Origin of the sequence: Halorubrum sp. SP9 (assembly GCF_005435015.1) — an archaeon.
In the GTDB taxonomy this organism is placed as follows: Archaea; Halobacteriota; Halobacteria; order Halobacteriales; family Haloferacaceae; genus Halorubrum; species Halorubrum sodomense.
On sequence record NZ_SGXU01000001.1, the window covers coordinates 333,397 to 359,541 of the forward strand.

The 26,145-nt window shown below is 69.9% G+C and carries 27 protein-coding genes; 17 read left to right on the forward strand and 10 right to left on the reverse strand.

The window, feature by feature from the left end; all coding sequences use genetic code 11:
* Nucleotides 1-25 precede the first annotated feature (25 nt).
* Nucleotides 26-682 (reverse strand): NAD(P)-dependent oxidoreductase, encoded by a 657-nt coding sequence (locus tag EXE45_RS01610; protein ID WP_092922352.1) that lies wholly within the window; start codon nt 680-682, stop codon nt 26-28.
* A gap of 81 nt (nt 683-763) precedes the next feature.
* Nucleotides 764-3,427, reverse strand: a complete 2,664-nt coding sequence (locus tag EXE45_RS01615; protein ID WP_137693333.1) for a heavy metal translocating P-type ATPase — start codon at nt 3,425-3,427, stop codon at nt 764-766.
* Between the two features lie 180 nt (nt 3,428-3,607).
* Between EXE45_RS01615 and EXE45_RS01620 the strand changes: the two genes are divergently transcribed.
* Entirely contained in the window at nt 3,608-3,802 is a 195-nt protein-coding gene (locus EXE45_RS01620; RefSeq protein ID WP_004045866.1) for a cold-shock protein, read from the forward strand.
* A gap of 117 nt (nt 3,803-3,919) precedes the next feature.
* Nucleotides 3,920-4,459, forward strand: a complete 540-nt coding sequence (locus EXE45_RS01625; RefSeq protein ID WP_137693334.1) for a hypothetical protein — start codon at nt 3,920-3,922, stop codon at nt 4,457-4,459.
* Between the two features lie 70 nt (nt 4,460-4,529).
* Here EXE45_RS01625 and EXE45_RS01630 read toward each other — a convergent pair whose 3' ends face one another.
* Entirely contained in the window at nt 4,530-5,498 is a 969-nt protein-coding gene (locus EXE45_RS01630) for an oxidoreductase (RefSeq protein WP_137693335.1), read from the reverse strand.
* Between the two features lie 170 nt (nt 5,499-5,668).
* Here EXE45_RS01630 and EXE45_RS01635 point away from each other — a divergent pair, with 170 nt between their 5' ends.
* On the forward strand, nt 5,669-8,134 hold the full coding sequence (locus EXE45_RS01635; RefSeq protein WP_137693336.1) for a DNA topoisomerase VI subunit B: 2,466 nt from the start codon (nt 5,669-5,671) through the stop codon (nt 8,132-8,134).
* Nucleotides 8,135-9,220 carry a DNA topoisomerase IV subunit A gene (locus EXE45_RS01640; protein ID WP_092922337.1) on the forward strand — a complete coding sequence of 362 codons (1,086 nt, stop codon included), beginning with the start codon at nt 8,135-8,137 and terminating at the stop codon, nt 9,218-9,220.
* A gap of 19 nt (nt 9,221-9,239) precedes the next feature.
* On the opposite strand, the gene EXE45_RS01645 is transcribed toward EXE45_RS01640, so the two are convergent.
* Entirely contained in the window at nt 9,240-9,527 is a 288-nt protein-coding gene (locus EXE45_RS01645) for a CDGSH iron-sulfur domain-containing protein (protein WP_092922334.1), read from the reverse strand.
* Between the two features lie 86 nt (nt 9,528-9,613).
* Between EXE45_RS01645 and EXE45_RS01650 the strand changes: the two genes are divergently transcribed.
* Entirely contained in the window at nt 9,614-10,267 is a 654-nt protein-coding gene (locus EXE45_RS01650; RefSeq protein ID WP_092922331.1) for a hypothetical protein, read from the forward strand.
* A 271-nt stretch (nt 10,268-10,538) separates the two neighbouring features.
* On the forward strand, nt 10,539-11,510 hold the full coding sequence (locus tag EXE45_RS01655) for a transcription initiation factor IIB family protein (protein WP_092922328.1): 972 nt from the start codon (nt 10,539-10,541) through the stop codon (nt 11,508-11,510).
* A 50-nt stretch (nt 11,511-11,560) separates the two neighbouring features.
* Here the strand turns inward: EXE45_RS01655 and EXE45_RS01660 are convergent, their stop codons facing one another.
* Nucleotides 11,561-12,049, reverse strand: a complete 489-nt coding sequence (locus tag EXE45_RS01660) for a cupin domain-containing protein (protein ID WP_137693337.1) — start codon at nt 12,047-12,049, stop codon at nt 11,561-11,563.
* 125 nt (nt 12,050-12,174) lie between these two features.
* On the opposite strand from EXE45_RS01660, the gene EXE45_RS01665 reads away from it, so the two are divergent.
* Nucleotides 12,175-12,648 (forward strand): NUDIX hydrolase, encoded by a 474-nt coding sequence (locus tag EXE45_RS01665; protein WP_092922321.1) that lies wholly within the window; start codon nt 12,175-12,177, stop codon nt 12,646-12,648.
* Between the two features lie 127 nt (nt 12,649-12,775).
* Nucleotides 12,776-15,076: a hypothetical protein gene (locus EXE45_RS01670; protein WP_137693338.1), complete on the forward strand. Its 2,301-nt coding sequence runs from the start codon at nt 12,776-12,778 to the stop codon at nt 15,074-15,076.
* Nucleotides 15,077-15,159: 83 nt separating this feature from the next.
* On the opposite strand, the gene EXE45_RS01675 is transcribed toward EXE45_RS01670, so the two are convergent.
* The gene (locus EXE45_RS01675; protein ID WP_004595838.1) at nt 15,160-15,465 is read right to left on the reverse strand and encodes a hypothetical protein; all 306 of its coding nucleotides are present in this window, start codon (nt 15,463-15,465) and stop codon (nt 15,160-15,162) included.
* Between the two features lie 301 nt (nt 15,466-15,766).
* Here EXE45_RS01675 and EXE45_RS01680 point away from each other — a divergent pair, with 301 nt between their 5' ends.
* Both EXE45_RS01680 and EXE45_RS01685 read left to right on the forward strand, forming a co-directional pair.
* Nucleotides 15,767-17,164, forward strand: a complete 1,398-nt coding sequence (locus EXE45_RS01680) for an adenylosuccinate synthase (protein ID WP_092922313.1) — start codon at nt 15,767-15,769, stop codon at nt 17,162-17,164.
* Between the two features lie 102 nt (nt 17,165-17,266).
* The gene (locus tag EXE45_RS01685; protein WP_137693339.1) at nt 17,267-18,076 is read left to right on the forward strand and encodes a hypothetical protein; all 810 of its coding nucleotides are present in this window, start codon (nt 17,267-17,269) and stop codon (nt 18,074-18,076) included.
* 30 nt (nt 18,077-18,106) lie between these two features.
* Here the strand turns inward: EXE45_RS01685 and EXE45_RS01690 are convergent, their stop codons facing one another.
* The 3 genes from EXE45_RS01690 to EXE45_RS01700 form a co-directional block, all read right to left on the reverse strand.
* On the reverse strand, nt 18,107-18,970 hold the full coding sequence (locus EXE45_RS01690) for an aldo/keto reductase (RefSeq protein WP_137693340.1): 864 nt from the start codon (nt 18,968-18,970) through the stop codon (nt 18,107-18,109).
* Between the two features lie 74 nt (nt 18,971-19,044).
* The gene (locus EXE45_RS01695; RefSeq protein ID WP_241989412.1) at nt 19,045-19,233 is read right to left on the reverse strand and encodes a type II toxin-antitoxin system RelE/ParE family toxin; all 189 of its coding nucleotides are present in this window, start codon (nt 19,231-19,233) and stop codon (nt 19,045-19,047) included.
* Nucleotides 19,234-19,300: 67 nt separating this feature from the next.
* On the reverse strand, nt 19,301-19,576 hold the full coding sequence (locus EXE45_RS01700; protein WP_092922304.1) for a ribbon-helix-helix domain-containing protein: 276 nt from the start codon (nt 19,574-19,576) through the stop codon (nt 19,301-19,303).
* Nucleotides 19,577-19,694: 118 nt separating this feature from the next.
* Here EXE45_RS01700 and EXE45_RS01705 point away from each other — a divergent pair, with 118 nt between their 5' ends.
* The 5 genes from EXE45_RS01705 (at nt 19,695) to EXE45_RS01725 (ending at nt 23,745) form a co-directional block, all read left to right on the forward strand.
* Nucleotides 19,695-20,183, forward strand: a complete 489-nt coding sequence (locus EXE45_RS01705) for an Lrp/AsnC family transcriptional regulator (protein ID WP_137693341.1) — start codon at nt 19,695-19,697, stop codon at nt 20,181-20,183.
* The gene (locus EXE45_RS01710) at nt 20,180-21,319 is read left to right on the forward strand and encodes a pyridoxal phosphate-dependent aminotransferase (protein ID WP_137693342.1); all 1,140 of its coding nucleotides are present in this window, start codon (nt 20,180-20,182) and stop codon (nt 21,317-21,319) included. Before EXE45_RS01705 ends, EXE45_RS01710 begins: the two co-directional genes overlap by 4 nt.
* A gap of 19 nt (nt 21,320-21,338) precedes the next feature.
* Entirely contained in the window at nt 21,339-21,659 is a 321-nt protein-coding gene (locus EXE45_RS01715; protein WP_137693343.1) for an antibiotic biosynthesis monooxygenase, read from the forward strand.
* Nucleotides 21,660-21,774: 115 nt separating this feature from the next.
* Nucleotides 21,775-22,929 (forward strand): acyl-CoA dehydrogenase family protein, encoded by a 1,155-nt coding sequence (locus tag EXE45_RS01720; RefSeq protein ID WP_092922291.1) that lies wholly within the window; start codon nt 21,775-21,777, stop codon nt 22,927-22,929.
* A gap of 69 nt (nt 22,930-22,998) precedes the next feature.
* Nucleotides 22,999-23,745: a sensor histidine kinase KdpD gene (locus tag EXE45_RS01725; RefSeq protein WP_137693344.1), complete on the forward strand. Its 747-nt coding sequence runs from the start codon at nt 22,999-23,001 to the stop codon at nt 23,743-23,745.
* A 51-nt stretch (nt 23,746-23,796) separates the two neighbouring features.
* Here the strand turns inward: EXE45_RS01725 and msrB are convergent, their stop codons facing one another.
* Nucleotides 23,797-24,234, reverse strand: coding sequence for a peptide-methionine (R)-S-oxide reductase MsrB (gene msrB / locus EXE45_RS01730; RefSeq protein ID WP_137693345.1), 438 nt, complete (start codon nt 24,232-24,234; stop codon nt 23,797-23,799).
* Between the two features lie 186 nt (nt 24,235-24,420).
* Here msrB and EXE45_RS01735 point away from each other — a divergent pair, with 186 nt between their 5' ends.
* Both EXE45_RS01735 and EXE45_RS01740 read left to right on the forward strand, forming a co-directional pair.
* Nucleotides 24,421-25,608: a Xaa-Pro peptidase family protein gene (locus EXE45_RS01735; RefSeq protein ID WP_137693346.1), complete on the forward strand. Its 1,188-nt coding sequence runs from the start codon at nt 24,421-24,423 to the stop codon at nt 25,606-25,608.
* Nucleotides 25,609-25,713: 105 nt separating this feature from the next.
* Nucleotides 25,714-26,145 (forward strand): MFS transporter (locus EXE45_RS01740; protein WP_137693357.1); only part of this gene is annotated, 432 nt, incomplete at its 3' end.

The window sequence follows — 26,145 nt, forward strand, 5'->3', positions numbered from 1 at the left end:
CGGCACCCCGCTTCCGGTCGGTCGGTCACCGAGCGAGCTCTCGGATGTCCGAGACGTCGAGCAGCCGTGCGTCCGGATTCAGCGCGGCCCGATACGTCGCCCTCGCGACGGTGTCGACGGAGAGCGGTCGCGACTCGCCGAGCCGGGACGCGATCGGCGGCGCGCTCGCGACGAACCGGAGGAACCGGTCCGCGACCCCGGGGAGGTGCGGTTGGCCCTCGCCGTACACCGGTCCCGGCCGGAGGATGACGGCGTCGAGGTCGAGGTCGGCGACGGAGGTCTCTGCGCGGCGCTTGGCCGTCAAATAGGCGTTCCGGACGCCGGGCGGCTTCGCCGCGGCGGAGAGGAAGACGAAGGCGTCGACGCCGGCGCGTTCCGCCTCCAGCGCCGTGAGCACGGCCGCGTCGCCGTTGACGCGCTCGAAGGTGACCCCGTCGCTCGGCGACTCGGTGAGCGTCCCGACCGAGTGGACGACGGCGTCGACGCCGTCGAGTCGGTCGCGCCACGCGTTCGGGCGGAACAGGTCGGCGCTCGTCCACGAGACGGCGTCCGCCCACTCGGCGTCGACGTCGGGGCGGCCGCCCCGCGAGACGCTGCGGACCTCGTGGTCGTCGCGGACCGCGAACCGACAGACGCCGCGTCCGATGAAGCCGCTACCGCCGACGACGAGGAGGGTCGACATGTGCCGTCGTACGCCCCGCGCCGTCTTGGGGCTTCGGGAGCGCCGTCAGGACGGGGAAACCCGCGGTCGGTCGACGGCCGATCAGCGCCGGAGAAACCCGAGGAGCGCGTAGTCGCCGTCGGGGTCGTACCGGCGGAACAGGAGGCTGTTGGTGAGGACGGAGACGGAGGAGACCGCCATCGCCCCGGCCGCGAGGACGGGCTGGAGCAGCCCGAGCGAGGCGAGCGGGATCATCGCGGTGTTGTAGCCGAGCGCCCACACGAGGTTCTGTCTGATCTTCTGGAGGGTGGCGTCGGAGACGCGGATCGCCTTCACCACGTCGAGCGGGTCGTCGCGCATCAGCGTCACGTCGGCGGCCTCGATGGCCACGTCGGTCCCGGAGCCGATGGCGGTGCCGACGTACGCGACCGCGAGCGCCGGGGCGTCGTTGACGCCGTCGCCCACCATCATCGCCCGGCGGCCGTCGGCCTGGATCGCCTCGACCGCGTCGGACTTGTCCTCCGGGAGGACGCCGGCGCGGATGTCGTCGGGGTCGATGCCGACCTGCTCTGCGACCGCACGGGCCGTGCGCTCGTTGTCGCCCGTGATCAGCATCACGTCGACGCCGCGCTCGCGGAGCTGGCTCACCGCCGTCTCCGCGCTCGGCTTCACCGTGTCCGCGTCGGCGACGACGCCGAGGAGCTCCCCGTCGTCCGCGCCGGCCCGGATCCGGGCGACGAGCATCGCCGTCTTCCCCTCGCTCTCTAAGCGTTCCATCGTCTCGGCGGCGGGCGAGGGGTCGATCCCCGCGTCGCGCAGCAGCTTCCGGTTGCCGACCAGCACCTCGTCGCCCTCGACGGTGGCCCTCACCCCGTGACCGGGGACGTTCTCGAAGTCGGCGGGGTCACCGAGTTCGAGGCCGCGCGCCTCGGCGCCGTCGACGATGGCGCGGGCGAGGGGGTGTTCGCTGCCGCGCTCCGCGCTCGCGGCGAGCCGGAGGACCTCGTCCTCGTCGGCCAGCGCGCCGTCGCCGGTCCCCGCAGAACCGTCGTCGGTCGCCGCGTCGCCGCGCTCGGCGACCGCGCCGCCGTCGGGGAGCTCGCCGACCGCGACCACGTCCGTGAGCTCCATCTCGCCTCTCGTGAGCGTCCCCGTCTTGTCGAAGACGACGGTGTCGACGTCCTTCGCGCGCTCGAGGACGTCGCCGCCCTTGAACAGGACGCCGTGTTGCGCGCCGATGGTGGTTCCGACCATCGTCGCCGCCGGCGTCGCGAGCCCGAGGGCACACGGGCAGGCGATCAGGACCGACGAGGCGAAGACGACGACCGCGAACTCGAAGGTCGAGACGGTTCCACCGACCACTGCGGGGCCGCCCGCGACCTGGCCCCACAGCGGGAGCCAGTCGACGAACGCGGCGAGCGTCTGGGGGAACGCGAACCAGACGACGCCCCAGAACACCGCGTTCGCGATGACCGCGGGCACGAAGTACGCGGAGATTCGGTCCGCGAGGTTCTGGATGTCGGGCTGGCGGGACTGCGCCTCCTTCACCGTCTGGACGATCTGCTGTAAGGCGGTGTCCGCACCGACCTTCGTCGCCTCGACGACGAGGAGGCCGTTCTCGTTGACGGTGGACCCGACGACCTCGTCGCCCTCGGTCTTCTCGACCGGAACGGACTCGCCGGTCACCATCGACTCGTCGACGGCGGACTGTCCCTCGACGACGACGCCGTCGGTCGGGATCCGCTCGCCGGGCCGGACCTTCATCCGGTCGCCGACCTCGACCTCGTCGATCGGGACCTCCCGTTCGGTCCCGTCCTCGTCGACGAGCGTGGCGGTGTCGGCCTCCATCTCCAGCAGCTTTCGGAGCGCCTCCCCCGCCTGTCCCTTCGAGCGGGCCTCGAGGTAGTTGCCGAGGGTGATGAAGACGAGGATGAGCGCCGCCGTGTCGAAGTAGACGCTCCCGGCGACCGCGTCGAGGAGGACGGCGACGGAGTAGACGTACGCCGTCGTCGATCCCAACGCGATCAGCACGTCCATGTTGGCGCGACCGTTCGTGACGAGCGCCTTGTAGGAGTTCACGTAGAACGGCCGGCCGAGCACGACTTGGACGGGCGTCGCGAGCGCGAACGCGACCCAGTGGATCCCGACGCCGAAGACCCGGTCCGGGGCGATGCGGCCCCCGAGGAGGAGGTTGTCGACGAGGAGGAAGAGGAGCGGCGCGGCCAGCGCGGCGCCGAACAGCGTCAGCCGACGCTGTTTGCGGATCTCGGCGTTCCGGGCCGCGTCGCGCGCGCTCTCGCCCGATCCGTCGCCGTCCCCGTCGGACTCACCGGCGCCGTCGCCGTCCTCGCGGACCGGCGAGTAGCCCGCGTCCTCGACGGCGTCGTACAGCGCCGAAAGCGACGTGTCGGCGGGATTGTACCGGACCTGCGCCTCGTCGGTCGCGTAGTTCACGTCGGCGTCGACGACGCCAGGCACGGACTCGAGCGCCTCGCGGTTGGCGTCCGCGCAGTTCGCGCACGACATGTCGGTGATCGCCACGGTCGCCGTCTCGGAGACCGCTCCGTAGCCCGCGCCCTCGATCGCGTCGTAGATCGCCGCGAGCGACGTCGCCTCCGGGTCGTACTCGACGGTCGCCTCGTCGGTCGCGTAGTTCGCGTCCGCCCGCGTGACGCCGTCGAGCGACCCCACGGCGTCACCGACGGTCGCCGAGCAGTTGGCACAGCTCATTCCCGTGACGTCGAGGTGGGTGGTTCTGGTACTCATCTTGGTTGGTACTAGGGGCTACTCCCTTAGTGCGCTTTCCCATTCGAAACCAAAGTCTGAACGAGGATGAAATTTCGGATCGAAACCTCATTCCGGGTTTGCGTCGAAATCGTGTCGAGTTCTCCGCCGCGAGCGCGGCACGCAACACTTATCACCACGTCGGGAGACGGTTTGGATGCGATGGCGACAGGTAAGGTCGACTTCTTCAACGACACCGGCGGCTACGGATTCATCGAGACTGACGACGCTGACGAGGACGTGTTCTTCCACATGGAAGACGTCGGCGGCCCGGACCTCGAGGAGGGACAGGAGGTAGAGTTCGAGATCGAGGAGGCGGACAAGGGTCCGCGCGCGACGAACCTCACTCGGCTGTAGCTCGGTCGCGGCATCCGCTACCGGCGAACTCGGACAGCTCTCGAAACGCGTTCCGCGTATATTATCACCCCAAGCGGCGGCGCCGCCGTTTTGGTCGCCGAGCCGGAAGCGGCGCGCATGGAGGCCGCCGACCTCGACGCGTTCGTCGCCGAGAACCTCGACCGCTACGCCGAGACGCAGGGCGTCCTTCCCGAACGGCTCGACGAGTTCGGCGAGGCGTACCGCTCGCAGGGACACCTGACGCGCGACCAGCTGTACGAGATCGCCTACGAGTCGTCGACGCGGAGCGCCTACCACGTCGAGAAGAACCCCGAGTCTCGGTGTCGGGAGGTGACGCGCAACGCCCGCGCCGTCGACGGCGACTTCTCCGCGATCCACCTGATAACCGGGCTCTCCGGATTCAAGGCGCCGACGGCGTCGTGCGTGGTCGCCGCGCTCGACGGCGACCGCCACGCCGTCGTCGACACGCGCGTCTGGGCGTCGCTGGAGCGGCTCGGCTACCTTGACGGCCGCAAAGAGTCGTTTGACGCCGCCGACTACGTGACGATGATCGGGCCGATCCGCGAGATCGCCGCCGAGACCGGCTACCGCGCGTTCGACGTGGGCTACGCGCTGTTCGCGTACGACGCGCACGTTCGGGACGGGACGCTCCACTGAGCGGCGTGCCGCGGAGTCGCGGAGGCCGGACCGCGCCGGGTCGCGCCGGGTCGCGCCGGGCCGCGACCGCCTACACCGGGTACTCGACGCCGGTCGCCTCCGTCGAGTACTCCCAGAGCCGCCGGGCGTCATCGCGGTCGTAGGAGGCGTCGTTCGACCGACCGACGGTCGGGTGGCCGCGCATGTTCATCAGGCCGCCGGGCTCGACGTAGGCGCCGCCGTCGACGTCGCCCGTCGCGGCGTACAGCATCGGCTCGACGCCGATGTCCGCGTCCTGTCCGAGCAGCGCGTTCGCGGCCTTCATCCCGACCTTCATGAGGGGGTTGCCGCTCTCCTCGGCGGTCCGCATCTGGAGGTTCGTGTCCGTGTAGCCGGGGTGGCAGGCGACGCTGCGGATCCCGGGCTCGTCGGGCTCGTCGCTCTCGCCGTTCGCCGCGTCGAGGCGCCGCTGGAACTCGTAGGCGAACAGCAGGTTCGCGAGCTTACTGCGCCCGTACGCCTTCCACTTGCCGTACGACCCCTCCCAGTTGAGGTCGGCGAAGTCCATCTCGCCCTGCTCGTGGGCCCCCGACGACTGGGTGACGACGCGGGCGTCGCCGCCGACGCCGTCGGCCGCTTCGAGCAGCGGGAACAACCGCCCGGTGAGCGCGAAATGCCCGAGATGGTTGACGCCGAACTGCGTCTCGAACCCGTCCTCGGTCTCGCTGCGGGGAATCGCCATCACGCCGGCGTTGTTACAGCAGACGTCGACGGCGTCGTAGTCGGCGGCGAGGCCGTCAGCGAACGCCTCGACCGAGTCGAGCGAGGCGAGGTCGCACTCGCGGACATCGAGGTCGCCGCCAACCTCGCCCCCCGCGTCGGCGCGGATCTCGCGGGCCGCCGCCTCGCCGCGGTCGACGCTCCGACACGCCATCACGACGGTCGCACCCCGGGCGGCGAACGCGCGGGTCCCCGCGTAGCCGAGCCCGCTGTTCGCCCCCGTGACGACCACCGTCTTCCCGTCCAATCGCGGCATCTCGTCGGTCGTCCAGTCTGCCATGAGGTACCGAAGGGGCGTCAGGGGGAGAAACCTGTCGGCCGGATCGGACGTTACCCGCTCGTGAGAGAAGTTCTCTATCGGGGCGACGAGACGCCGTCTGACGCCGGGATCCACTTTCACCGCGCCGGCGGTGCGTTTTTAGGTGCCTCGGTGAAAGGAGGGAGTACCGAATGACGTCCTTCCAGTCGACGATCGGCGACGAGGAGGGGATCGCGGAGGAGCTGGCCGAGGGCCAGCGCGAGATCTCCATCGCCGAGTTCTTCGAGAAGAACAAACACATGCTCGGGTTCGACTCGGGCGCCCGCGGGCTCGTCACCGCCGTCAAGGAGGCGGTCGACAACGCCCTCGACGCGACCGAGGAGGCCGGGTACCTCCCCGACATCTACATCGAGATAGAGGAGGTGGGCGACTACTACCGGGTCGTCATCGAAGACAACGGGCCGGGCATCACGAAGGAACAGCTCCCAAAAGTTTTCGGCAAACTCTTGTATGGTTCAAGGTTTCACACTCGTGAACAAAATCGCGGTCAACAGGGGATCGGGATCTCGGCGGCCGTCCTGTACTCGCAGCTGACCTCCGGCCAGCCCGCGAAGATCACCTCGCGGCCGAAGGGGCAGTCGCGGGCGCAGTACTTCGAGCTCATCATCGACACGGACACGAACGAGCCGGAGATTCAGGCCGACGAGGAGACGACGTGGGACCGCCCGCACGGCACCCGGATCGAGCTGGAGATGGAGGCGAACATGCGCGCGCGCCAGCAGCTCCACGACTACGTGAAACACACCGCGGTCGTCAACCCCCACGCGCGGCTGGAGCTGCGCGAGCCCGGGCTCGACGAGCCGCTGAAGTTCGAGCGCGCGACCGACGAGCTGCCGGCGGAGACGGAGGAGATCCGCCCGCACCCGCACGGCGTCGAACTCGGCGCGCTGATCAAGATGCTGGAGGCGACCGAGTCGTACTCCGTCTCCGGGTTCCTCCAGGAGGAGTTCACGCGGGTCGGCAAGAAGACCGCCGACAGCGTGATCGACAACTTCCGCGACGTCTACTACGGCCGCGAGCTCGCCTGGTCGCCGCCGCGCGCCCGCGACGACCGCGACGTCGCGAGCGCGGTGAGCGAGGCCGTCGCGAACAAGGGCGCGGAAGCGACGACCGCCTTCGCGGAGGGCGTCGCGGAGACGGTTGGGAACAGCGACCGAATCACCCGCTCCGAGCTCGCGGAGGTCGTGGACACCGTCGCGGAGACGGTCGAGAACGACACCGACAAGACGTTCGGCGGCACCGTCCGCGAGAACGCGGTCGACGCCGCGTGGCGGGCGGTGACGGGGCTCGGCGGTGACGAGGACGAGGCCACCGATTCGGGCGGGGACACCGAAAGCGGTGACGACGCGGACGAGTCGCCGCTCGTCGCGGACGCCTACGCGCTCGTCGACGAGGCGACGTCGACGCGCAAGGACGACGCCGCGGTTCAGGCGATGGCCGAGGCGCTCGCGCGCCGGTTCGAGAACCTCGACGGCGACGCGTTCCGGATCACCCGCGACGACCTCGAACGGCTCGTCGCGGACGCGGCGTCGTTCGTCGCCGAGCAGCGCGACGCGACGTTCGGCGAGACCGCGCGCGAGAACGTCGTCGAGGCGTTCTGGTCGCGGGCGCGAAGGGTCCCCGACGACCCGCCGAAGGTGAAGGCGATCGCGGGCAGCCGCGACGCGGCCGCCGACCTGCTCGACGCGATGCGGACGACCGACATCCTCGCGCCGCCGACCGACTGCCTCGCGCCGATCACCGCCGAGTTGGTCGAGGCCGGGCTCCGGAAGGAGTACGACGCCGACTTCTACGCGGCCGCGACCCGCGACGCCGAGGTCCACGGCGGCGACCCGTTCATCGTCGAGGCCGGCATCGCGTACGGCGGCGAGATTCCGGCGGACGGGTCCGTGGAACTGCTCCGGTTCGCGAACCGCGTCCCGCTCGTTTACCAGCGCGGCGCCTGCGCGACGACGGACGTGATAAAGCGGATCGGGTGGCGCAACTACGGGCTCGATCAGCCCGGCGGCTCGGGGCTCCCCAACGGCCCGGCCGTCATCAGCATCCACGTCGCCTCCACGAACGTCCCGTTCACGAGCGAGTCGAAGGACGCGCTCGCGAACGTCCCGGCGATCGAAGACGAGATCGAGCTCGCGGTGCGGGAGGCCGCCCGCGAGCTGAAGTCGTTCCTCAACAAGCGGCGCTCGATGCAGCAGCGCCGGGAGAAGCAGGACGTGCTCGGCAAGATCCTCCCCGAGATGGCCGACAAGGTCTCGGAGGTGACGGGCCGGCCGCGCCCGGACATCGACGGGGCCCTGGCGCGGATCATGAACAACGTCAGCGTCGAGCGCGAGGTGAACGGCGAGTCGGTGACGCTCGTCGTCGAGAACCACTCGGACGTGAACGAGGCGTTGGAGATCACCGACATCGTCTCGACGGAGCCGACCGATCTGTCGGACGGCACGGTGGTGGACATGGACGGCGAGTGGTTCGTCCAGTGGAAGCCCGAGGTGCCCTCGGGCGACGAGCGGGAACTGACGTACGCGGTCGACGGCGACCCCGAGTTCGAGGTCAGTGTCGGCGGCGTGGAGACCGAGAAACTCACGGTGAACGCCTAAATGACGACCGAAAGCGACGCACGAGACGAGCTGATCGACCTGGCGGCAGACTTCTACGACCAGTTCGCGGCCGGCGACATCCCGGAGATGACGCTTCCCACGCGGACGAAGAGCAACATCGAGTACGACGAGGCGAGCGGCGTCTGGACCTACGGCGACCGCACCTCGACGCGAAGCGCCAACTCGGTTCGGGGCGCGCGCAAGCTGCTGAAGGCGGCGTACACGATCGAGTTCCTCGCGAACCAGCTCGACGACGACCGCTCGTCGACGCTGCGTGAGCTGTACTACCTCTCGGAGTCGTGGAACAACGACGAGGCGCAGTTCAAGAGCCAAGACGAGTCGAACGACCTCGTGGAGGACCTCGAAATCGTCACCGGGGTCACCCGCGAGGACTTCCACATGCGACCGGAGGAGTCGGGCGCGAAGGTGATGGGGCCGCTGGAGATCCGCGAGCAGACCAACCGCGGCGACCGCGAGATCCACTGTCAGCTCGACGTCGGCCAGGGCGGCTACCAGATCCCCAACAACCCGGACACCATCGAGTTCCTCGACAACGACGCCGAGTTCGTCCTCTGCGTCGAGACCGGCGGGATGCGCGACCGGCTCGTCGAGAACGGGTTCGACGAGGCGCACGACGCCCTGGTCGTCCACCTGGGCGGGCAGCCCGCCCGCGCGACGCGCCGCCTGACGAAGCGCTTCCGCGACGAGCTGGACCTCCCGGTGGTGGTGTTCACCGACGGCGACCCGTGGTCGTACCGGATCTACGGCTCCGTGGCGTACGGCTCGATCAAGTCGGCGCACCTCTCGAAGTACCTCGCGACCCCCGAGGCGCGGTTCATCGGGATCCAACCGGAGGACATCGTCGAGTACGACCTCCCCTCGGACCCGCTGTCCGACTCGGACGTGAACGCCCTCGAATCGGAGCTGGAGGACCCGCGATTCCAGACCGACTACTGGGAGGAGCAGATCGAACTCCAGCTCGACATCGGGAAGAAGTCCGAACAGCAGTCGCTCGCGAGCCGCGGGCTGGACTTCGTCACCGACACGTACCTCCCCGAGCGGCTCGGGGAGATGGGCGTGCTCTGAACGCCCGCCGCCGCATCCGCTACCGGTCCGCGTCGTCGTTTCCGTCGATTTCCCGCCGCTCGCTGTTGACTCCCCGCCGCCCGCCGTCGATTTCGCCGACCTCCCGGCGCTCCCCGTCGGCGTCGTCGTTCGAGTACTTGTACACGACGCCGTCCGCCTCGTCGTCGGTCGCGTTGTGCGAGCCGTCACAGAGCGGCTTCGCGTCCGACAGACCGCACTGACAGACGTAGATCAGGCCGTCGTCGCCGGCGTCGGACTCGTCGAGTATCGCCGGTCCGCGCTCCTCGTGCGTCACTTCGCGCGCCATAGTCGTCGATCGGTGCGCACCCGAATACGGCTTGCGGCCGGCACCGCGACAAGGCATATACCGCTCATTAGGTAACGGGGTCCGGGATGCCGACAACCGAACGGACTACCGTCCGCTCGCTCGTGACCCTCCCCGCGGGCTGGCTGCCGGTCGTCGTCGCCTCCGGGAGCGGCGCGGCGCTGCTCGGACTGGCGTCGGCCTGGATCGGTCTCGTGACCGCCGGCGTGACGCCCGGCGGTTCGGAGGTGGCTCGGTGGACGGTCGGGGGTCCGATCTCCGCGGTCGAGGGCGCGATCTGGTTCCTCTTCGACGCGCACTGGGTTCGGATACGAACGGGCCCCGGACTGGGGACCACGATTTTCGGCCGGCCGCTGGTACAGGCGGACGCCGCGCTGTGGCCGCTCCGCGGGGTCGTGGCGGTGATCGGAGTCGCCGGTGCGGGCGCGGTCCGGTACCTCGGGACCACCGACCCGCTGACGGGGGCCGTGACCGGGGCGGGTACGGCGCTGGGGTACCTCCCGACGATGCTCGCGCTGCGGTGGATCTCGCGCGTGCCGCTCACTCGCCACGCGGCCGACGGGGCCGTTCCGATATCGGACGCCGACGGGATTCCGGTGTCGCAGGCGACGGGCGTGTCCGCCGGGCCCGACCTCGTCGCGGCCCTCGTTCTCGTCACGGGACTGAGCGTGACCGTCGGCGGTCTCGCCGGCGCGGCGGCGGCGGTCGCGGCCGGCGACTGACGGCCGGTGCGCTCGTTCCGGATGGCACCCGAACGCCCGCGAAACGCCTATATACTATACCTCGCTCAGAAGCCGTCGATTACCCGCTCGTCGCCGCTCAGTCGACTCGATCGGCAATCCCGAATTGTACAGGGTTGTACACGGCAGTTTCGGGCGTGTCCCTGGGACGCCAAACACACGAACATTTAAGTATTCGGATCCCTTACCGTAGGGTGAGGAAAACACCGAGATCCGTCTCTCGGTTTCGTCTTTCCCTCCACGCACCAAACCAATGAGCGAGAACCTTCGAACGTACACGACCGAGCAGGACGAGAGCGAGACCGAGTCGGAGAGCGAGACAGAGGAGCTGCAGTGCCCGGAGTGCGGCGGCCAGTTAGCGACCGACACGGAGCACGGCGAGACCGTCTGTGTCGACTGCGGGCTCGTCGTCGAGGAGGACGAGATCGACCGCGGGCCGGAGTGGCGTGCGTTCGACTCCAAGGAGAAGGACAACAAGTCGCGGGTCGGGGCCCCGACGACGAACATGATGCACGACAAGGGGCTCTCGACGAACATCGGCTGGCAGGATAAAGACGCCTACGGCAAGTCGCTGTCCAGCCGCCAGCGCGAGAAGATGCAGCGGCTCCGCACCTGGAACGAGCGGTTCCGCACCCGCGACTCCAAGGAGCGTAACCTCAAGCAGGCGCTCGGCGAGATCGACCGCATGGCCAGCGCCCTCGGCCTTCCGGACAACGTCCGCGAGACCGCCTCCGTCATCTACCGCCGCGCGCTCGACGAGGACCTGCTCCCCGGCCGCTCCATCGAGGGCGTCTCGACGGCGTCGCTGTACGCCGCCGCCCGGCAGGCGGGGACGCCGCGCAGCCTCGACGAGATCGCGGGCGTCTCCCGCGTCGAGAAGGACGAGATCGCCCGGACGTACCGCTACGTCGTCCGCGAGCTCAAGCTGGAGATCCAGCCCGCCGACCCCGAGAGCTACGTCCCGCGGTTCGCCTCCGACCTCGGCCTCTCCGACGAGGCCGAGCGGCGCGCACGCGGCCTGCTCGACACGGCGAAAGAACAGGGGATCCACTCCGGGAAGTCACCGGTCGGGCTCGCCGCCGCCGCCGTCTACGCCGCCTCGCTGCTCGTCAACGAGAAGGTGACCCAGAGCGAGGTCAGCGAGGTCGCGAACATCAGCGAGGTCACCATCCGGAACCGGTACCACGAGCTCCTCGAGGCCGAGGACTCGGTCGCGCTGAACTGACGCGTCGCTCCGGGTCCGGGCGTCGCGGCGTTCGGAGGTCGCTCCCGGTTTCAATCGCCTCTTTCGCCCTCCCAGTAGTCCACCTCGTCGCCGATCCGATAGTACCCCGACAGCGACCGCTCCTCGCGGCCGCCGGGCGGCGAGCCGACGTACACGCCGAACGTCTCTGAGTCCGGGTACACGGTCACGTCGGGCTCGCGCATCGTCGAGACGACGAGGTAGCGCAGGACCTCGTCGCCGTCGTTGACGACCCGGTGCGCGCCCGAGGCGTCGGCGGGGAACGCGGCGTACTCCCCCGGTCGAAGCGGGTGCGCCTCCTCGTCCAGACGCAGCGTCCCCTCGCCCGCGAGGACGTACAGGGCCTCCTCGTTGGCCGTGTGGTAGTGGTACGGCCACGAGCGCTCCCCCGCCGGCAGCTCGTAGAGGCTACAGCCGAGGGCGTCGCCGCCCGCCGCCTCGGCCAGCTGCTTCCGCCGCCAGGCGGCGTCGTCGGCGTCGGGCGTCGTCCACGACAGGTCGTCCGCGTTTATCGGTGGCATGGACGACCGTTAGGAGGGAACGCCAAAGTCGTTCGCGTCGCCGGGGGAACGTCCGCTGTCCGGCCCCTCGGCCCGGCGCGGTCGGGAGCCGAAACCGCGAAGGCGGCGCGTCGCCACCCCACCGTATGGAGACGACTCGCCACTTCACGGCGACGACGTACATCGTCAACGACGGGGCGACCGCCCTTCACCAGCACGAGCGGCTCGGGATCACGCTGCCGCCGGGGGGCCACGTCGACCGCGACGAGCTCCCCCACGAGGCCGCGCGCCGCGAGGTCCGCGAGGAGACGGGGCTGACCCCCGAGCTGATCGCGACGGCGTCGGAGATTACGGGCCCGAACACCCGCGGGCTCCCGGAGCCGGCCCACCTCATGCTCCACGACATCAACGTTCACGAAGACGGGTCGGTGGGCCACCAGCACGTCGACCACCTCTACTACGCCCGGGTCGACTCCCGAGCGATCGCTCCCGACGGCGACGACGAGGTCGACCCGACGCAGTGGCGGTGGTACACCCCCGAGGAGCTCGCGGCGAGCGACCTCCCCGAAGACGTCGTCGACCTCGGTCGGGAGGCGATCGCCGCCGTCGACGGCGACTGAGCGGTTCGGACCGTCGAGCGGTCGAACGGAACCGCCGTCGTTCGACGCGGACCCGGAGTCGAGGCGTCAGACGGCCGTCTCACGCTCCGGAAGGTATTTGGGTCGGTGTTGGCGACGTAAACGCAGGATGGACGCACAGCGACGGGAAGCGATCGCCGAGTGGGACGACCGCTCGTTTTCGGACGGGTTCGCGGGGCTCCGTCGGATCGTCGACGACGGGTTCTCCGGTGCGGCGACCGACGGGACCGGTTGGCTGTTCTTCGTCGGCGGGCGCGTCGTCGGCGTCGCGGACGCGACGCTCGACGCCTTCGCCGACGCCTCGGGGACCGTCTACCGGGCCCCGGACGACGCGCTCCCGGTGCTCTTCGCGATGCAGGAGCTCGACGGCGAGCCGCGGGCGAAGTACTACACCAAGGACACGCCGCTGGCAGAGGCGGACCGCAAGCTCTCGCAGGGCGGATTCACCGGCTACATCGAGCTGTCGGAGAACGTCCTCTCGGGCGACTACTACGTCGCCTACACGGGCGGCGAGTCGATGGCGGCGGCGTACGTCGGCAACGCGAGGCGGCTGGAGACGGGCGACGAGGCGTTCGACCTCGCCGCCGACGAGGTCGGCATCTACACCGTGTACGAGGTCGAACTCGACGTTCGCGACCTCCCGGACGGAGACGGTGCGGGCGAGGCGAGCGGCACTACCGACTCGACTGACCCGACCGACTCGACCGACTCGACTGACCCGACCGAACCGCATCGATCGACCGCCGCCGCGGACGGAGAGCCGATTGACGAGACTGCGGGCGTCGGGAGTGACGACGAGACTGCGGGCATCGGGAGTGACGACGAAACGGAGACCGCGGATCGAGGCGACGACGATCCGCCGCGCGCCGTCGGCTCCGCCTCGAGCGCCGGCCGAGACGGCGACTCGACGGCGCCGACCCGAGGGGATGAGCCGACGGGCGCCGACGCGGGCCCCGTCGCGGACGAATCCGACGACGCCGATGCGAGCGGGGAGGCCACGGATGCGGACGACGCGCCGACGTCCGGTGCGGTTCAGATCGGAGACGCCGAGTCCGCCGACCGGGACACCGAGGAGGCAGGCGCGCCCGACCCCGGGCGACGGCCGCCGAGGGACTCCGACCGAGGCCCGACAGCGGGCGCCGCCGACTCGAACGCCGGCGACGCGCCGGACGCGGAAGACGTCTTCTCGGAGGAGGCCGAGTGGCGGGAAGAGAAGTCGATTCCGGCGCTCGACCCCTCCGAAGCGGGCGGCGAGCCCCGAACGACCGACGACCGACGCACCGGATCGTCGGGGCGCTCTCGGTCGGCTGACGACCGCGGTCGGTCCGAACGGAGCGAGTCGAGCGAGGCCGGCGGGTCGCCGTCGCCGCGCTCGACCGCCCAGTCGGCGTCGGGGCCGTCGGCGGTCTCGAAGCGCGAGGGGCGCGACGCGTCGAGCGACGCGGCCCCCGAGCGGGTCCGGAAGCTCGAGACGGCGCTCGAGGAGACGGAGACGGAGCGGCAGTCGCTCGCCGACGAACGCGACCGGCTGGCCGCCGAGCGGGACGAGATCGAGACGGAACGCGACGAGTTGGCCGACGAGGTCCAGCGGCTCGAATCGGACGTGGACGACCTCAGGGAGGAGCGCGACCGCCTCCGTCGCGAGCTCTCGAACGCGAGGGAACGGCTCCCGGACGCGGACCGGACGCTCACGCCGTCCGAGGCCCGGAACGGGACGAACCTGTTCATCAGGTACGACTCGAAGGAGGGCGCGACGCTGGCCGACGCCCACGAGGGAAGCGTCGACCGCGAGGCGCTCCGCGAGAACCTCCGGGTCGAACACCACACGAGCTTCGAGACGGACGGCCTCGCGGTCGACGGACAGCCGTTCGAGGAGTTCTTAGCGGACACCATCGAGTACGGCTTCACCCGCTGGCTCGTCGAGGACCTCCCGTTCGAGGTCCGCGGCACGGGCAACGAGGGGACCCTCCGCGACCTCTACGACGCGCTGCCCGAGGTCGACCGCGCCGAGATCGGCGGGACGGTGTCGATCGAACTCCGCGAGGGCGGCGAGGAGACCCGCGAACAGCGCGCGTTCGACCTCGTGTTGCGCGACCGGATGGGCCACCCCCTGTTCGTCGCCGACCTGAACGACAGCCGGGACCCCACGCCCGAGGGGACGCTGGAGTCGCTCGTCGGGAACGGGCGCGACATCGCGGCGTCGAACGAGACGTTCGCCGGAGCGTTCGCGGTGACGGAGAGCTTCTTCGAGCCGGGGGCGTTAGAGACCGCGAGCGACGCGGTCGGCGGCGGCCTGTTCAGCCGGTCGAAGCGAGCGAGCTTCGTGAAGCTCTCGCGCAAGCAGGGGTTCCACCTGTGTCTCGTCGAGGCGCGCGACGGCGGGTTCCACATGACGGTTCCGGACCTGTAGCTGCCGCCGAGCGGTTCGGACTCGCGGCTACGCGGGGAGCGAAAGCGCGGCAGTCACGTCGGCGGGCGAAATCGGAATTCCGGTCAGTTCTCGAGCTCGGCGGCGTCGTCGATCCGCATGGAGCCGAGCTTCTCGACGGTCTCGTCGAGCTTCTCGTCGAGCTCGTCGACGAACTCGTGGGTCCGCTCCGTGGTGATCGCGCCCTGGCTGGACGGCTCGATGAGGTTCTCCTCCTCGAGGACGCGCAGCGAGTACCGCACCTTGTGGTGCGGGTAGCCGGTCTCGTTCGACATCTTCACGATGCCGATCGGCTCGTTTTCGATGACCATCCGTAGGACCTGGAGGTGACGCTCCAGCATGTCTACCTCTTTCTCTAGTCGATCTATCATGGCACATGTTAACTCGTCATGCCCCCGTTTAAAAGTTGCTGTCGGCGGCCGGCACGGACCCGGTAGATCGCGTGACCGAACGCTTTGACGTGACAGTAATTAACGTGTTCGATCCCGCCACGGCGGACGGGGACCGTACCGCGACGGAGGAGACCGAAGCTGACGCCGCGGAGCGAAGTCGAGTAAATACACGAACGGGAGTATTCCCATCAGTGTATCGTGTTTGTGATCCATGTCTGTGGTGGTCTCGTGGTCCCAGACCGTAATCGGTTTTACCCCCCGCCGGGAATCGGCAGGTCGTATGACACTCACCATCGTCGGCTCCCAGCTCGGCGACGAGGGCAAGGGCGCGCTCGTCGACCGATGGGGAGGGGACGCGGACGTCGTAGTCCGTTATCAGGGCGGCGACAACGCCGGTCACACCGTCGTCGAAGGCGGCGCGGAGTACAAGCTCTCGCTGGTTCCCAGCGGCGCGGTCCGAGGCACGGTCGGCGTCCTCGGAAACGGCTGCGTCGTCAACCCGAACACGCTGTTCACCGAGATCGACGACCTGCGCGAACGGGGGCTCGATCCGGACGTGCGAGTCGCCCGCCGCGCCCACGTCATCATGCCGTATCACCGCGTGCTGGACGGGATCGAAGAGGAGGTCAAGGCCGACGACGACGCGGGCGACGAGGTCGGCACGACCGGCCGCGGCATCGGCCCGACCTACGAGGACAAAGCCGGGCGTCGCGGGATCCGGGTCGCCGACCTGCTCGACCCCGACGCGCTCCGCGAGAAGCTCGAGTACGTCGTCCCGCAGAAGCGCGCGCTCGTCGAGGACGTGTACGGGATCGACCTCACGGGCAGCGAGGCGCAGAGCGCCCCCGGCAGCCGGACGCAGTCCGGCGGCGACGACCGCGCCGAGGCGTTCGACGTCGACGCGCTCCACGAGGAGTTCGCCGCGATCGGCGAGCGCCTCGCCGACGAGGGGATGACCGTCAACTGCTCCGACTACCTCCACAGCCGCCGCGAGGCGGGCGACGAGATCCTCTTCGAGGGCGCACAGGGTACCCACATCGACGTCGACCACGGGAACTACCCGTTCGTCACCTCCTCGAACCCGACCGCCGGCGCCGCGGCGGTCGGCTCGGGCGTCGGCGTCACGACCGTCGGCGCCGGCGAGGTCGTCGGCATCGTGAAGGCGTACCTCTCGCGAGTGGGCGAGGGGCCGATGCCGACCGAGCTCGACGGCGACGCCGACGAGGAGGCGCTCGCCGACGAGATCCGCGAGAGGGGCGGCGAGTTCGGCACCGTCACCGGGCGCCCGCGCCGGATCGGCTGGCTCGACCTCCCGATGCTCCGCCACGCCGCGCGCGTCTCCGGGTTCACCGGGGTGGCGGTCAACCACGTCGACGTGCTCGCCGGACTCGACGAGCTGAAGGTGTGTACTGGCTACGAACTGGACGGAGAAGCGCTCGACACCGTGCCCACCACCACCGACCGCTGGGAGCGCTGCGAGCCGGTCTACGAGACCCTCGACACGTGGGAGCCGTTCGACTCGGCCGCGGTCGCCGAGGCGGGCTACGACGCCTTACCCGAGGCGGCCCGCGAGTACCTGGAGTTCGTCGCCGACGAGATCGACACCCCGGTCTACGCCGTCGGCGTCGGCCCCGACCGCGAGGAGACGGTCGAACTGACGAACCCGTTCGAGGCGTAGGGCGCGGCCGACGGCGACGGGGCAGACGTCGGACCCGCTCGCCCGTGCGAACGACCGTCGCGGCCGGCCGACGTTTTTGAGGCCGGAACGCGAACCGCCGCTATGGCGCAGCCCTCCAGCGATCGCTCGGATCCCGACTCGCCGGAATCGCTCGTCGAACGAACCGCCTCGCACCTCGGGCGGCTGCTTCCGCTCGCGCTCGTCCCGCTGGCTACGGCGCTGTTCCGCGCCCGGGAACTGCTCGCGACGGGACGGACGAACGGGGTCTCGCTCCGCGCCTCGTTCCCCGTCTACCGGTACGACCTCTGGAGCTTCGTCGACGCGCCGCGCGGCGGCGGCGTGACGGTGTCGCTCCCGTTCGGGGCCGTCGATCCGCTGCCGCTGCTCGTCCCCCTGATCGGCGCGTACGTCGTCGTCTCCGGCGCGTTGAGCGCGGGGTATTTCGGGAGCATCGCGGCCGGGATCACGACCGGTCGGTTCGACTTCACCGCCGGCGTCCGGCGGTTCGGCGTCCGGATGATCCTCCTCGAAGCGCTCGTGGTCGCCGCGCTCGTCGCGCTGTTCCTCCCGTTGGTCGTCGTCCCGCCGCTGTTCGTGGTCGCGGTCCTCGCGGCGCTCGTCGTCTCGTACCTGTACTTCCCGACCGTCTACGTCATCGCCCTGGAGGACCGCGGGATCGAGTCCGCTGCGCGGCGGGCGCGGGCGCTCGTGGACGAACACCGACCGCTCGGCTTCTTCCTCGCCGTCGCGGTCGTCACGGCGCTCTGTTCGGTCCCCGTGAGCCTCCTCGCGCACGCCGGCCCCGGCGGCGCGGTCGCGGCCGCGGTCGTCGCCGCGCCGCTGGGGCTCGCGTTCAACGTCGCGACCGCGCTGAAGGTCGCCGAGATGGCCGGGATCGAGACCGTCGGGTAGCGGTCGTCGGTCGTCGACCGAGCCGTTCGCTCACTGCGGGTCGACGGCGTTCAGCGTCGCCAGGTCCTCGTCGGTGAGCGTCAGATCCGCGGCGGCGAGGTTCGACTCGAGGTGCTCCACGCTCGACGTGCCCGGGATCGGGAGCGTCACGTCGGAGTGGTCGAGCAGCCACGCGAGCGCGACCTGATGCGGCGTGGCGTCGCGGCGCTCCGCGACCTCGTCCAGCGCGTCGCCGCCGTCCCCCTCGTCGACCGCGTACATCGGGCCCCACGGGATGAAGCCGACGTCGCGGCGCTCGCAGGCGCGCAGCACGTCCTCGTCGTCGCGGTGGCCGACGTTGTAACGGTTCTGGACGGTGGCGATATCGACGATCTCCGTCGCCGTCTCCAGCTGCTCGACGGTGACGTTCGAGAGGCCGACGTGGGCGACCTGGCCGGCGTCCTTCATCTCCGCGAACGCGTGGACCGACTCCTCGAAGTCGGTGTCCGGGTCAGGCCGGTGGTACTGGTAGAGGTCGATGGTCTCCGTGCCGAGCCGGTCGAGGCTACACAGCACCTGGTTCTTCAGGAAGTCCGGGTCGCCGTGGGGGAGCCAGTCGCCCTCGCGGTTGCGGAGCAGTCCGGCCTTCGAGGCGACGACGACGTCGTCGGGGTCGCCCAACGCCTCGCCGATGAGCCGCTCCGAGACGCCCGGGCCGTAGGAGTCGGCGGTGTCGACGAAGTCGACGCCGCGGTCGACGGCGCGCCGGAGCACGTCCTTCGCCGCCGCCTCGTCGTCCGGGCGGCCGACGATATCCTCGCCCGTGACCCGCATCGCGCCGAAGCCGAGGCGGTTGACTGTCAGTTCGCCGCCGACGTCGAACGTCTCGCGTCCGCCGGTGGTGTTGGAAGCCATGGGTCACCGATCTCGCGCCACGCGGAAAGCCGTGGGGATGCCGGAAGGAGAGGGAGAGGAGCAGCAGTGAGCGGTCAGGGCGGGAGGTGTCGGTCGTACACGTTCCGGCGGTGACCGACGGCCTCGACGCGGATGAGGTCGGCGCTCCGGTCCCACGTGACGATGGCTCGGTAGTCTCCGGCTCGGAGCTTGTGGTACGGGTAGCCGGAGAGCGGTTCCAACCGGTGCTCGGTCCACTCCGTCGCCTCGTCGACCTTGTTCATAATCCGGTCGGCGGCCTACGGATCGAGTGATTCGAGGTGAGAGAGCGCCTGTTCGGTGTACTCGACCTCAGTCATCCAGGCCCAGTCGCTCGCGTCCCTCGTCGGCCGACACCGTCTCGTCGCGTTCCGCCTGCTCGCGGCTCTCCGCCAAATCAGACAGCGTCTCCTCGGAGAGCGTCACCGACGGGTCCACCCAGTCGCGCAGCGCATCGCGGATCGCTTCGGACTTACTCGCGTACCCCCGCCGTTCCCACTCCTCGTCGATACGGTCCAGCAGGGACTTCGGAACCCGGACGTTAATCTTCTCCATCCGGTCGTCGCCCGCGTCTGTGTCGGTGCTCATATCGTGTGATACAGTGGTACCACTGAAAAGCGTTCGGGGCGCACGCACCCGACGCCCCGCCGCTCGTCCGTGTTGCGCCCGTCGCTACTCATAAACCGCCCCCGCGCGATCGTGAGGTATGGACGCCGAGCGCGAGGTACTCGACGTGTTGGCGCGGAACGCCCGCGAGGACATCGACGACATCGCGGCCCAGACGGGCCTCGACGCGGCGGCGGTGGCGGACGCGATCGACGCGCTGGAGTCGAACCGCGTCGTCCACGGCTACCAGGCCGTGATCGACTGGGACCGCGTCGACGAGGGGAAGATCCGCGCGGTCGTCGAGATCAACGTCGAGCTCGACCGCGAAACGGGGTACGAGCAGGTGGCCGACCGAATCGCGAAGTTCCCCGCGGTCGACGCCCTCCACCTCGTCTCGGGCGACTACGACTTCGCCGTCGAGGTGCTCGGCGAGAACATGCAGGACGTCTCCGAGTTCATCTCCGAGCAGGTCGCGCCGATGCCGGCGGTGACCCAGACGGTGACCCACTACATCATGGAGACGTACAAGGACGGCGGGATCCGGTTCGAGGACGGCGACGACGACGACCGCCTCTCCGTGTCGCCATGAGGCTCTCGGACCGCGCGCGCACCCTCCCGGAGTCGGGGATCCGGAAGTTCTTCGAGCTCGCGGAGGCGCGCGACGATGTCATCTCGCTCGGGGTCGGCGAGCCGGACTTCTCGGCCCCGTGGACCGCCCGGACCGCGGCGATCGACTCGCTCGAACGCGGGAAGACCTCATACACCGCGAACCGCGGGATGGCGGCGCTCCGCGAGCGGATCGCCGACCACCACGAGCGCTACGATCAGTCGTACGAGCCGGAGTCGGAGATACTGGTCACCACCGGCGCGAGCGAGGCGGTCGACCTCGCGTTCCGGGCCCTGGTCGACCCCGGCGACACGGTCGCCGTCCACGAGCCGACGTACATCTCCTACGGCCCCGGAATCGAGCTCGCCGGCGGCGAGCAGCTGACGGTGCCCACGCGGGCCGCGGACGACTTCGCGCTCACCCGCGAGGCGTTGGAGGCCGCGGGCGCCGGCGACGCCGACCTGCTGGTGTGCTGTTACCCGAACAACCCCACGGGCGCGACGATGACCGACGAGCAGTTGGCCGAGGTGGCCGCGTTCTGCCGCGACGAGGACCTCCGCGTCGTCGCCGACGAGATCTACGCCGCGCTCACCTACGGGACGGACCACGCCTCGATCGCGACGCAGCCGGGGATGCGCGAGCGGACCGTCGTCGTCAACGGCTTCTCGAAGGCGTACGCGATGACCGGACTCCGACTGGGGTACGCGCTGGGCCCGACCGACGCCATCGACGCGATGAACCGCATCCACCAGTACACGATGCTGTCGGCGCCGACGACGCCGCAGTACGCCGCCATCGAGGCGCTCGACCGGTGCGACGACGAGGTGACGGAGATGGTCGAGGAGTACGACCGCCGGCGGCGGCTGGTCGTCTCCCGGTTCAACGAGATGGGCCTCGACACGTTCGAGCCGGGCGGCGCGTTCTACGCGTTCCCCGAGTGCGGCGGCGACGACGAGGCGTTCGCCGAGGCGCTGCTGGAGGCGGAGGGCGTCGCGGTCGTCCCCGGCTCCGTCTTCGGCGCGGGCGGCGAGGGCCACCTCCGAGTCTCGTACGCGACCTCGATGCGCGAGCTGAAGGAGGCGACCGACCGGATCGCGGCGTTCGTGGAGGGCCGATGACCGAGTTCGTGGAGGGCCGATGATCGACAGGATCTGGCACGGCTGGACGACTCGGGAGAACGCGGACGAGTACGAGCGACTGCTCCGTGAGGAGATCCTCCCCTCGTTCGCGGACGCGGACAACGACGGCTACCGGGGCGCTCGAATACTCCGCCGCGAGGCCGACGCCGACGAGGTCGAGTTCGTCACGATCCTCCGGTTCGACTCGGTCGAGTCGGTGAAGCGGTTCGCGGGCGAGGAGTACCGGGAGGCGCACGTTCCGCCGGCGGCCCGCGAGGTGCTGAAGCGGTACGACGACCGCGCGCGCCACTACGAGGTGCGCGAGGAGCGCGAGTACTGAGCGGCGGTCTCGGATCGCTCCGCCGCCGGAAACGCGGCACAAATAAACGAACAACTCTTCTCGAATTCATCGCCGTTCGCCAACGATTATCACGTTCGATCCTGTTCGTCGGGACATGGAGTTCCAACTGACCGACGAACAGAAACAGCTTCGCGAGGAGGTGCGGAAGTTCGCGGACGAGGAGATCCGACCGGTCGCGACGGAGTACGACGTCGACGAGGCGTACCCCCACGAGGTGATGGAGAAGGCGGCCGACATGGGGCTGCTCGCGCCGCACGTCCCGGTCGAGTACGGCGGGATCGGCTACTCCTCGCTGGAGAACGCGATCCTCACCGAGGAGCTGTTCGCCGCCGACCCCGGGATCGGGCTCTGTATCTCCAGCGCCGGCTTCGGCGCGGAGGCGCTGATGGAGTTCGGCACGGAGGCACAGAAGGAGCGCGTCCTCCCCGAGGTGACCGCGGGCGACGCGGTGATGGGCTCGGCCATCTCGGAGCCGCAGGCGGGATCGGACGTCACCTCGGTCGCCACTCGGGCGGAGAAGGACGGCGACGAGTGGGTGATCAACGGCTCGAAGATGTGGATCACGAACGGCACCGTCGCGGACTACTTCGTCGTCGTCTGCGAGACGGACCCCGAGGTCGACGACCGCTACTCCGGCTATTCGCAGATCCTCGTCGAGGGCGACCGCGACGGGCTCACCCGCGACAAGATCACCGGGAAGCTCGGGATCCGCGCGAGCGACACCGCGGAACTCAGGTTCGACGACGTACGGGTGCCCGAGGAGAACCTGATCGGCCAGCGCGGGATGGGGTTCCTCCAGCTGATGCAGTTCTTCGACGAGACCCGCACCGCGGTCGCGGCGCAGGGCGTCGGCATCGCCCGCGGCGCCGCCGAGCGCGCGCTGGAGTACGCCGAGGAGCGTGAGCAGTTCGACCGCCCGATCAGCGACTTTCAGGCGATCAAACACAAGCTCGCGGAGATGCACACGAACACCGAGGCCGCCCGCTGGCTCACCTACCGCTCGGCGTGGGCGGTCGACAACGAGGCCGGCGACCTCACCGCGCTCGCGTCGATGGCCAAGGAGTTCGCCTCGCGCACCGCGGTCGAGGTCGCCGACGAGGCGGTCCAGGTCCACGGGGGCGCCGGCTTCGTCAACGACCACGACGTCGAGCGGCTCTACCGCGACGCGAAGATTACTCAGATCTACGAGGGCACCACGGAGATTCAGAAGAACATCGTCGCCCGCGAGCTGCTCGACGAGGGGATGTAACCCCGCCGTCGGGAGGACGCGTCGGGAGCGACCGGTACGTAAAAGCGACGGGGGAGCGTACGGATCCTCATGAGCGAGGAGGCGAACGCTGAACCGGACCGCGAGGCGGACGCGGATGGGGATCTCAGCCCCGAAGAGCGTCTCAAGCGGCAGCGAGACGACCTACAGCTGTTGAACCAGGTGATGCGCCACGACATCCGCAACGACCTCCAGCTCGTCGGCGCGTACGCCGAACTGCTCGACGACCACGTCGATGAGGAGGGGAAAGAGTACCTCGACGTGATCAAGCGGAACACGGAGAGCGCCGTCTCGCTCACGACGACGGTCCGGGACCTCGCGGAGGTGATGCTTCGAGAGGACGCCGAGCCGAGCCGCGTTTCGCTCGATCGGGTTCTCTCACAGCAGGTCGAAGAGGTCCGGTCGGCGTACTCCGAGGCCGTCTTCACGGTCGAGGGGTCGTTCCCGGAGGCGGACGTCGTCGGCGACGAGATGCTGAGTTCGGTGTTCCGGAACCTCCTGCGGAACGCGGTCCAGCACAACGACGAGACCCCGCCGAAGGTGACTGTGTCCGCGACGGTCGACGAGGCCGACGGCGTCGCGGAGGTGCGGATCGCGGACAACGGACCGGGGATCCCCGAGGACCAGCGCGACGAGATATTCGGGAAGGGCGAGAAGGGGCTCGACAGCCCGGGCGCCGGGATCGGGCTCTACCTGGTCCGATCGCTCGTCGAGATCTACGGCGGCGACGCGCGGATCGAGGACAACGAGCCGAAGGGCGCCGTCTTCGTCGTCCGGCTCCCGCTCTGTGACGCCTGACCGGACGGGATCCACCGCGCCGCCGATCCCGGCCCGGTCCTGCCGTCCGAGCTACTCGTCGTCGTACTCCATCGCGACCGAGTTGATACAGAACCGCTTCCCGGTGGGCTCGGGGCCGTCGTCGAACACGTGGCCGAGGTGCGAGTCGCAGTTCGCACACCGGACCTCGGTCCGGCGCATCCCGTGGCTGGTGTCGACCGTCGTCGTCACGGACTCCTCCTCGGCGGCGTAGAAGGCGGGCCAGCCGCAGCCGGACTCGTACTTCGTCTCGGCGTCGAACAGCACCGTGCCGCAGCCGGCACAGCGGTACTCCCCGTCGTCGGGGAGGTGGTCGACGTACTCCCCGGAGAACTTCGCCTCCGTGCCGCTCTCGCGAAGCACGCGGTATTCCTCCTCGGAGAGCCGCTCGCGCCACTCCGCGTCGGTCAGTTCGTCGGGGTCGGTCGGCGTCGAGCCGTCGGCCGCGTCGCGCTCGCCGGTTTCGCTCATACCACCGATACGAGCCCCACGCCAAAGGCCGTTGCGGCGGTCCCGGCAGACGGACGGAGACGGACGCGACCGACGCGTCGGTCGGCCGGCCCCCGTGAGATTCCCGCCTACTCGGACGGTTCGACGCCGGACCCCCGAGGGTTCCGCGAGGGCAATCGATTTGGGCCTCGCCCGAGCAGTTCGGGTATGAACCGAACGCGACTCGACGACCGCCTCGCCGACATCGACGCGGACGGCTACCTGCTCGACGCCTCGCAGGAGGACGCCAACCAGCTGTACCTCTCCGGGTTCACCGGGCACGACCCGTTCCTCACGCTGTACGCTGACGGCGAGGTCCACGTCCTCGTCAGCGGGTTGGAGTACGGCCGCGCGAAGTCGGAGGCGACGGCCGACACGGTGGAACGCCACGCCGACTACGACTACGAGTACGGCAGTCGCGAGGAGAAGAACGACATGTACGCGGCGTTCGTCCGCGACAAGGGCGTCGACGCCGTCTCGATGCCACCCCGCGGCCCGGTCGGCACCGCCGACGCCCTCCGCGAGCGGGGCGTCGAGGTCACCGTCGACACCGACGACCGCCTTCAGGCGGTCCGGGCGGTGAAGACCGACGACGAGATCGACGCGATCCGCGAGGCACAGCGCGCCAACGAGGCGGCGATGGGGGCCGCGGAGGCCCTGATCGCCGGAGCCGACGTGGCTGGCGAGGACGTTCCCGCAAACGGCGGCGTCGAGCCCGGCACCCTGCTCCGCGATGGCGAACCGCTGACGAGCGAACGCGTGACCGAGGAGATCGAGGTGACCCTCCTGCGACACGGCTGTGCGCTCGACGAGACGATCGTCGCCGGCGGCGCGCAGGCCGCGGACCCGCACGACCGCGGCTCGGGCCCGCTCCGCGCGAACGAGGCGGTCATCGTCGACATCTTCCCGCGGTCGAAGGCGACGAAGTACAACGCCGACATGACGCGGACGTTCTGCGTCGGCGAGCCGGGCGAGGCGCTCCGCGAGTGGTACGACCTCACCGAGCGGGCGCTGGACGCCGCGCTCGACGCGGTCGAGCCCGGCGCCACCGGCGAGGAGGTCCACGCCGCCGCCTGCGAGGTGTACGAGGAGGCCGGAGAACCCACTTTCCGGACCGATCCCGAGACCGAGACGGGGTTCATCCACTCGACCGGCCACGGGATCGGCCTCGACGTCCACGAGTCGCCGCGGCTGGCGAACGGCGGTGAGGAGCTGGAACCGGGGCACGTGATCACCGTCGAGCCCGGCCTCTACGACCCCGAGGTCGGCGGCGTCCGGATCGAGGACCTCGTCGTCGTCACCGAGGACGGCTACGAGAACCTCACCGATTACCCGATCCGGTTCGCGGCGGAGTGAGCCCGGGACGGTGGAGACGCGGGCGTCGGGGGCGACCGCCGCGCGACACCCGGCCCGTCTGACCGCGATCGGAAGCCGCTTTGACCCGTGTCGGGAACGGCGACCGTGAACTGGCGGTACGAACACACGGCGCTCGCGCTCTGTACGCTCGCGTTCACGGGGACGATGGTGGCGCGGCTCGTCGTCAGCCCGCTCGTGCCGGAGATCACGACCCGGTTCGACGTGACCAACGGCACCGTCGGGCTCGCGCTCAGCGGGATGTGGCTCACGTACGCGCTGACGCAGTTCCCCTCCGGCGTCCTCGGCGACCGCTACGGCGAGCGCCGCGTCATCCTCGCCGCCGTCGGCGCCACCGCGGTCGCCTCCGTCCTCCTCGCCGCGTCGCCGTCGATGCTCGCGTTCGGGCTGTTCGCGGCCGCGCTGGGCGTGGGCGCCGGCCTCCACTACTCGGTCGCGACGACGTTCCTGACGCGGCAGTTCGAGGACACCGGCCGCGCCGTCGGCGTCCACGTCGCCGGCGGGCCGCTCGCGGGGCTC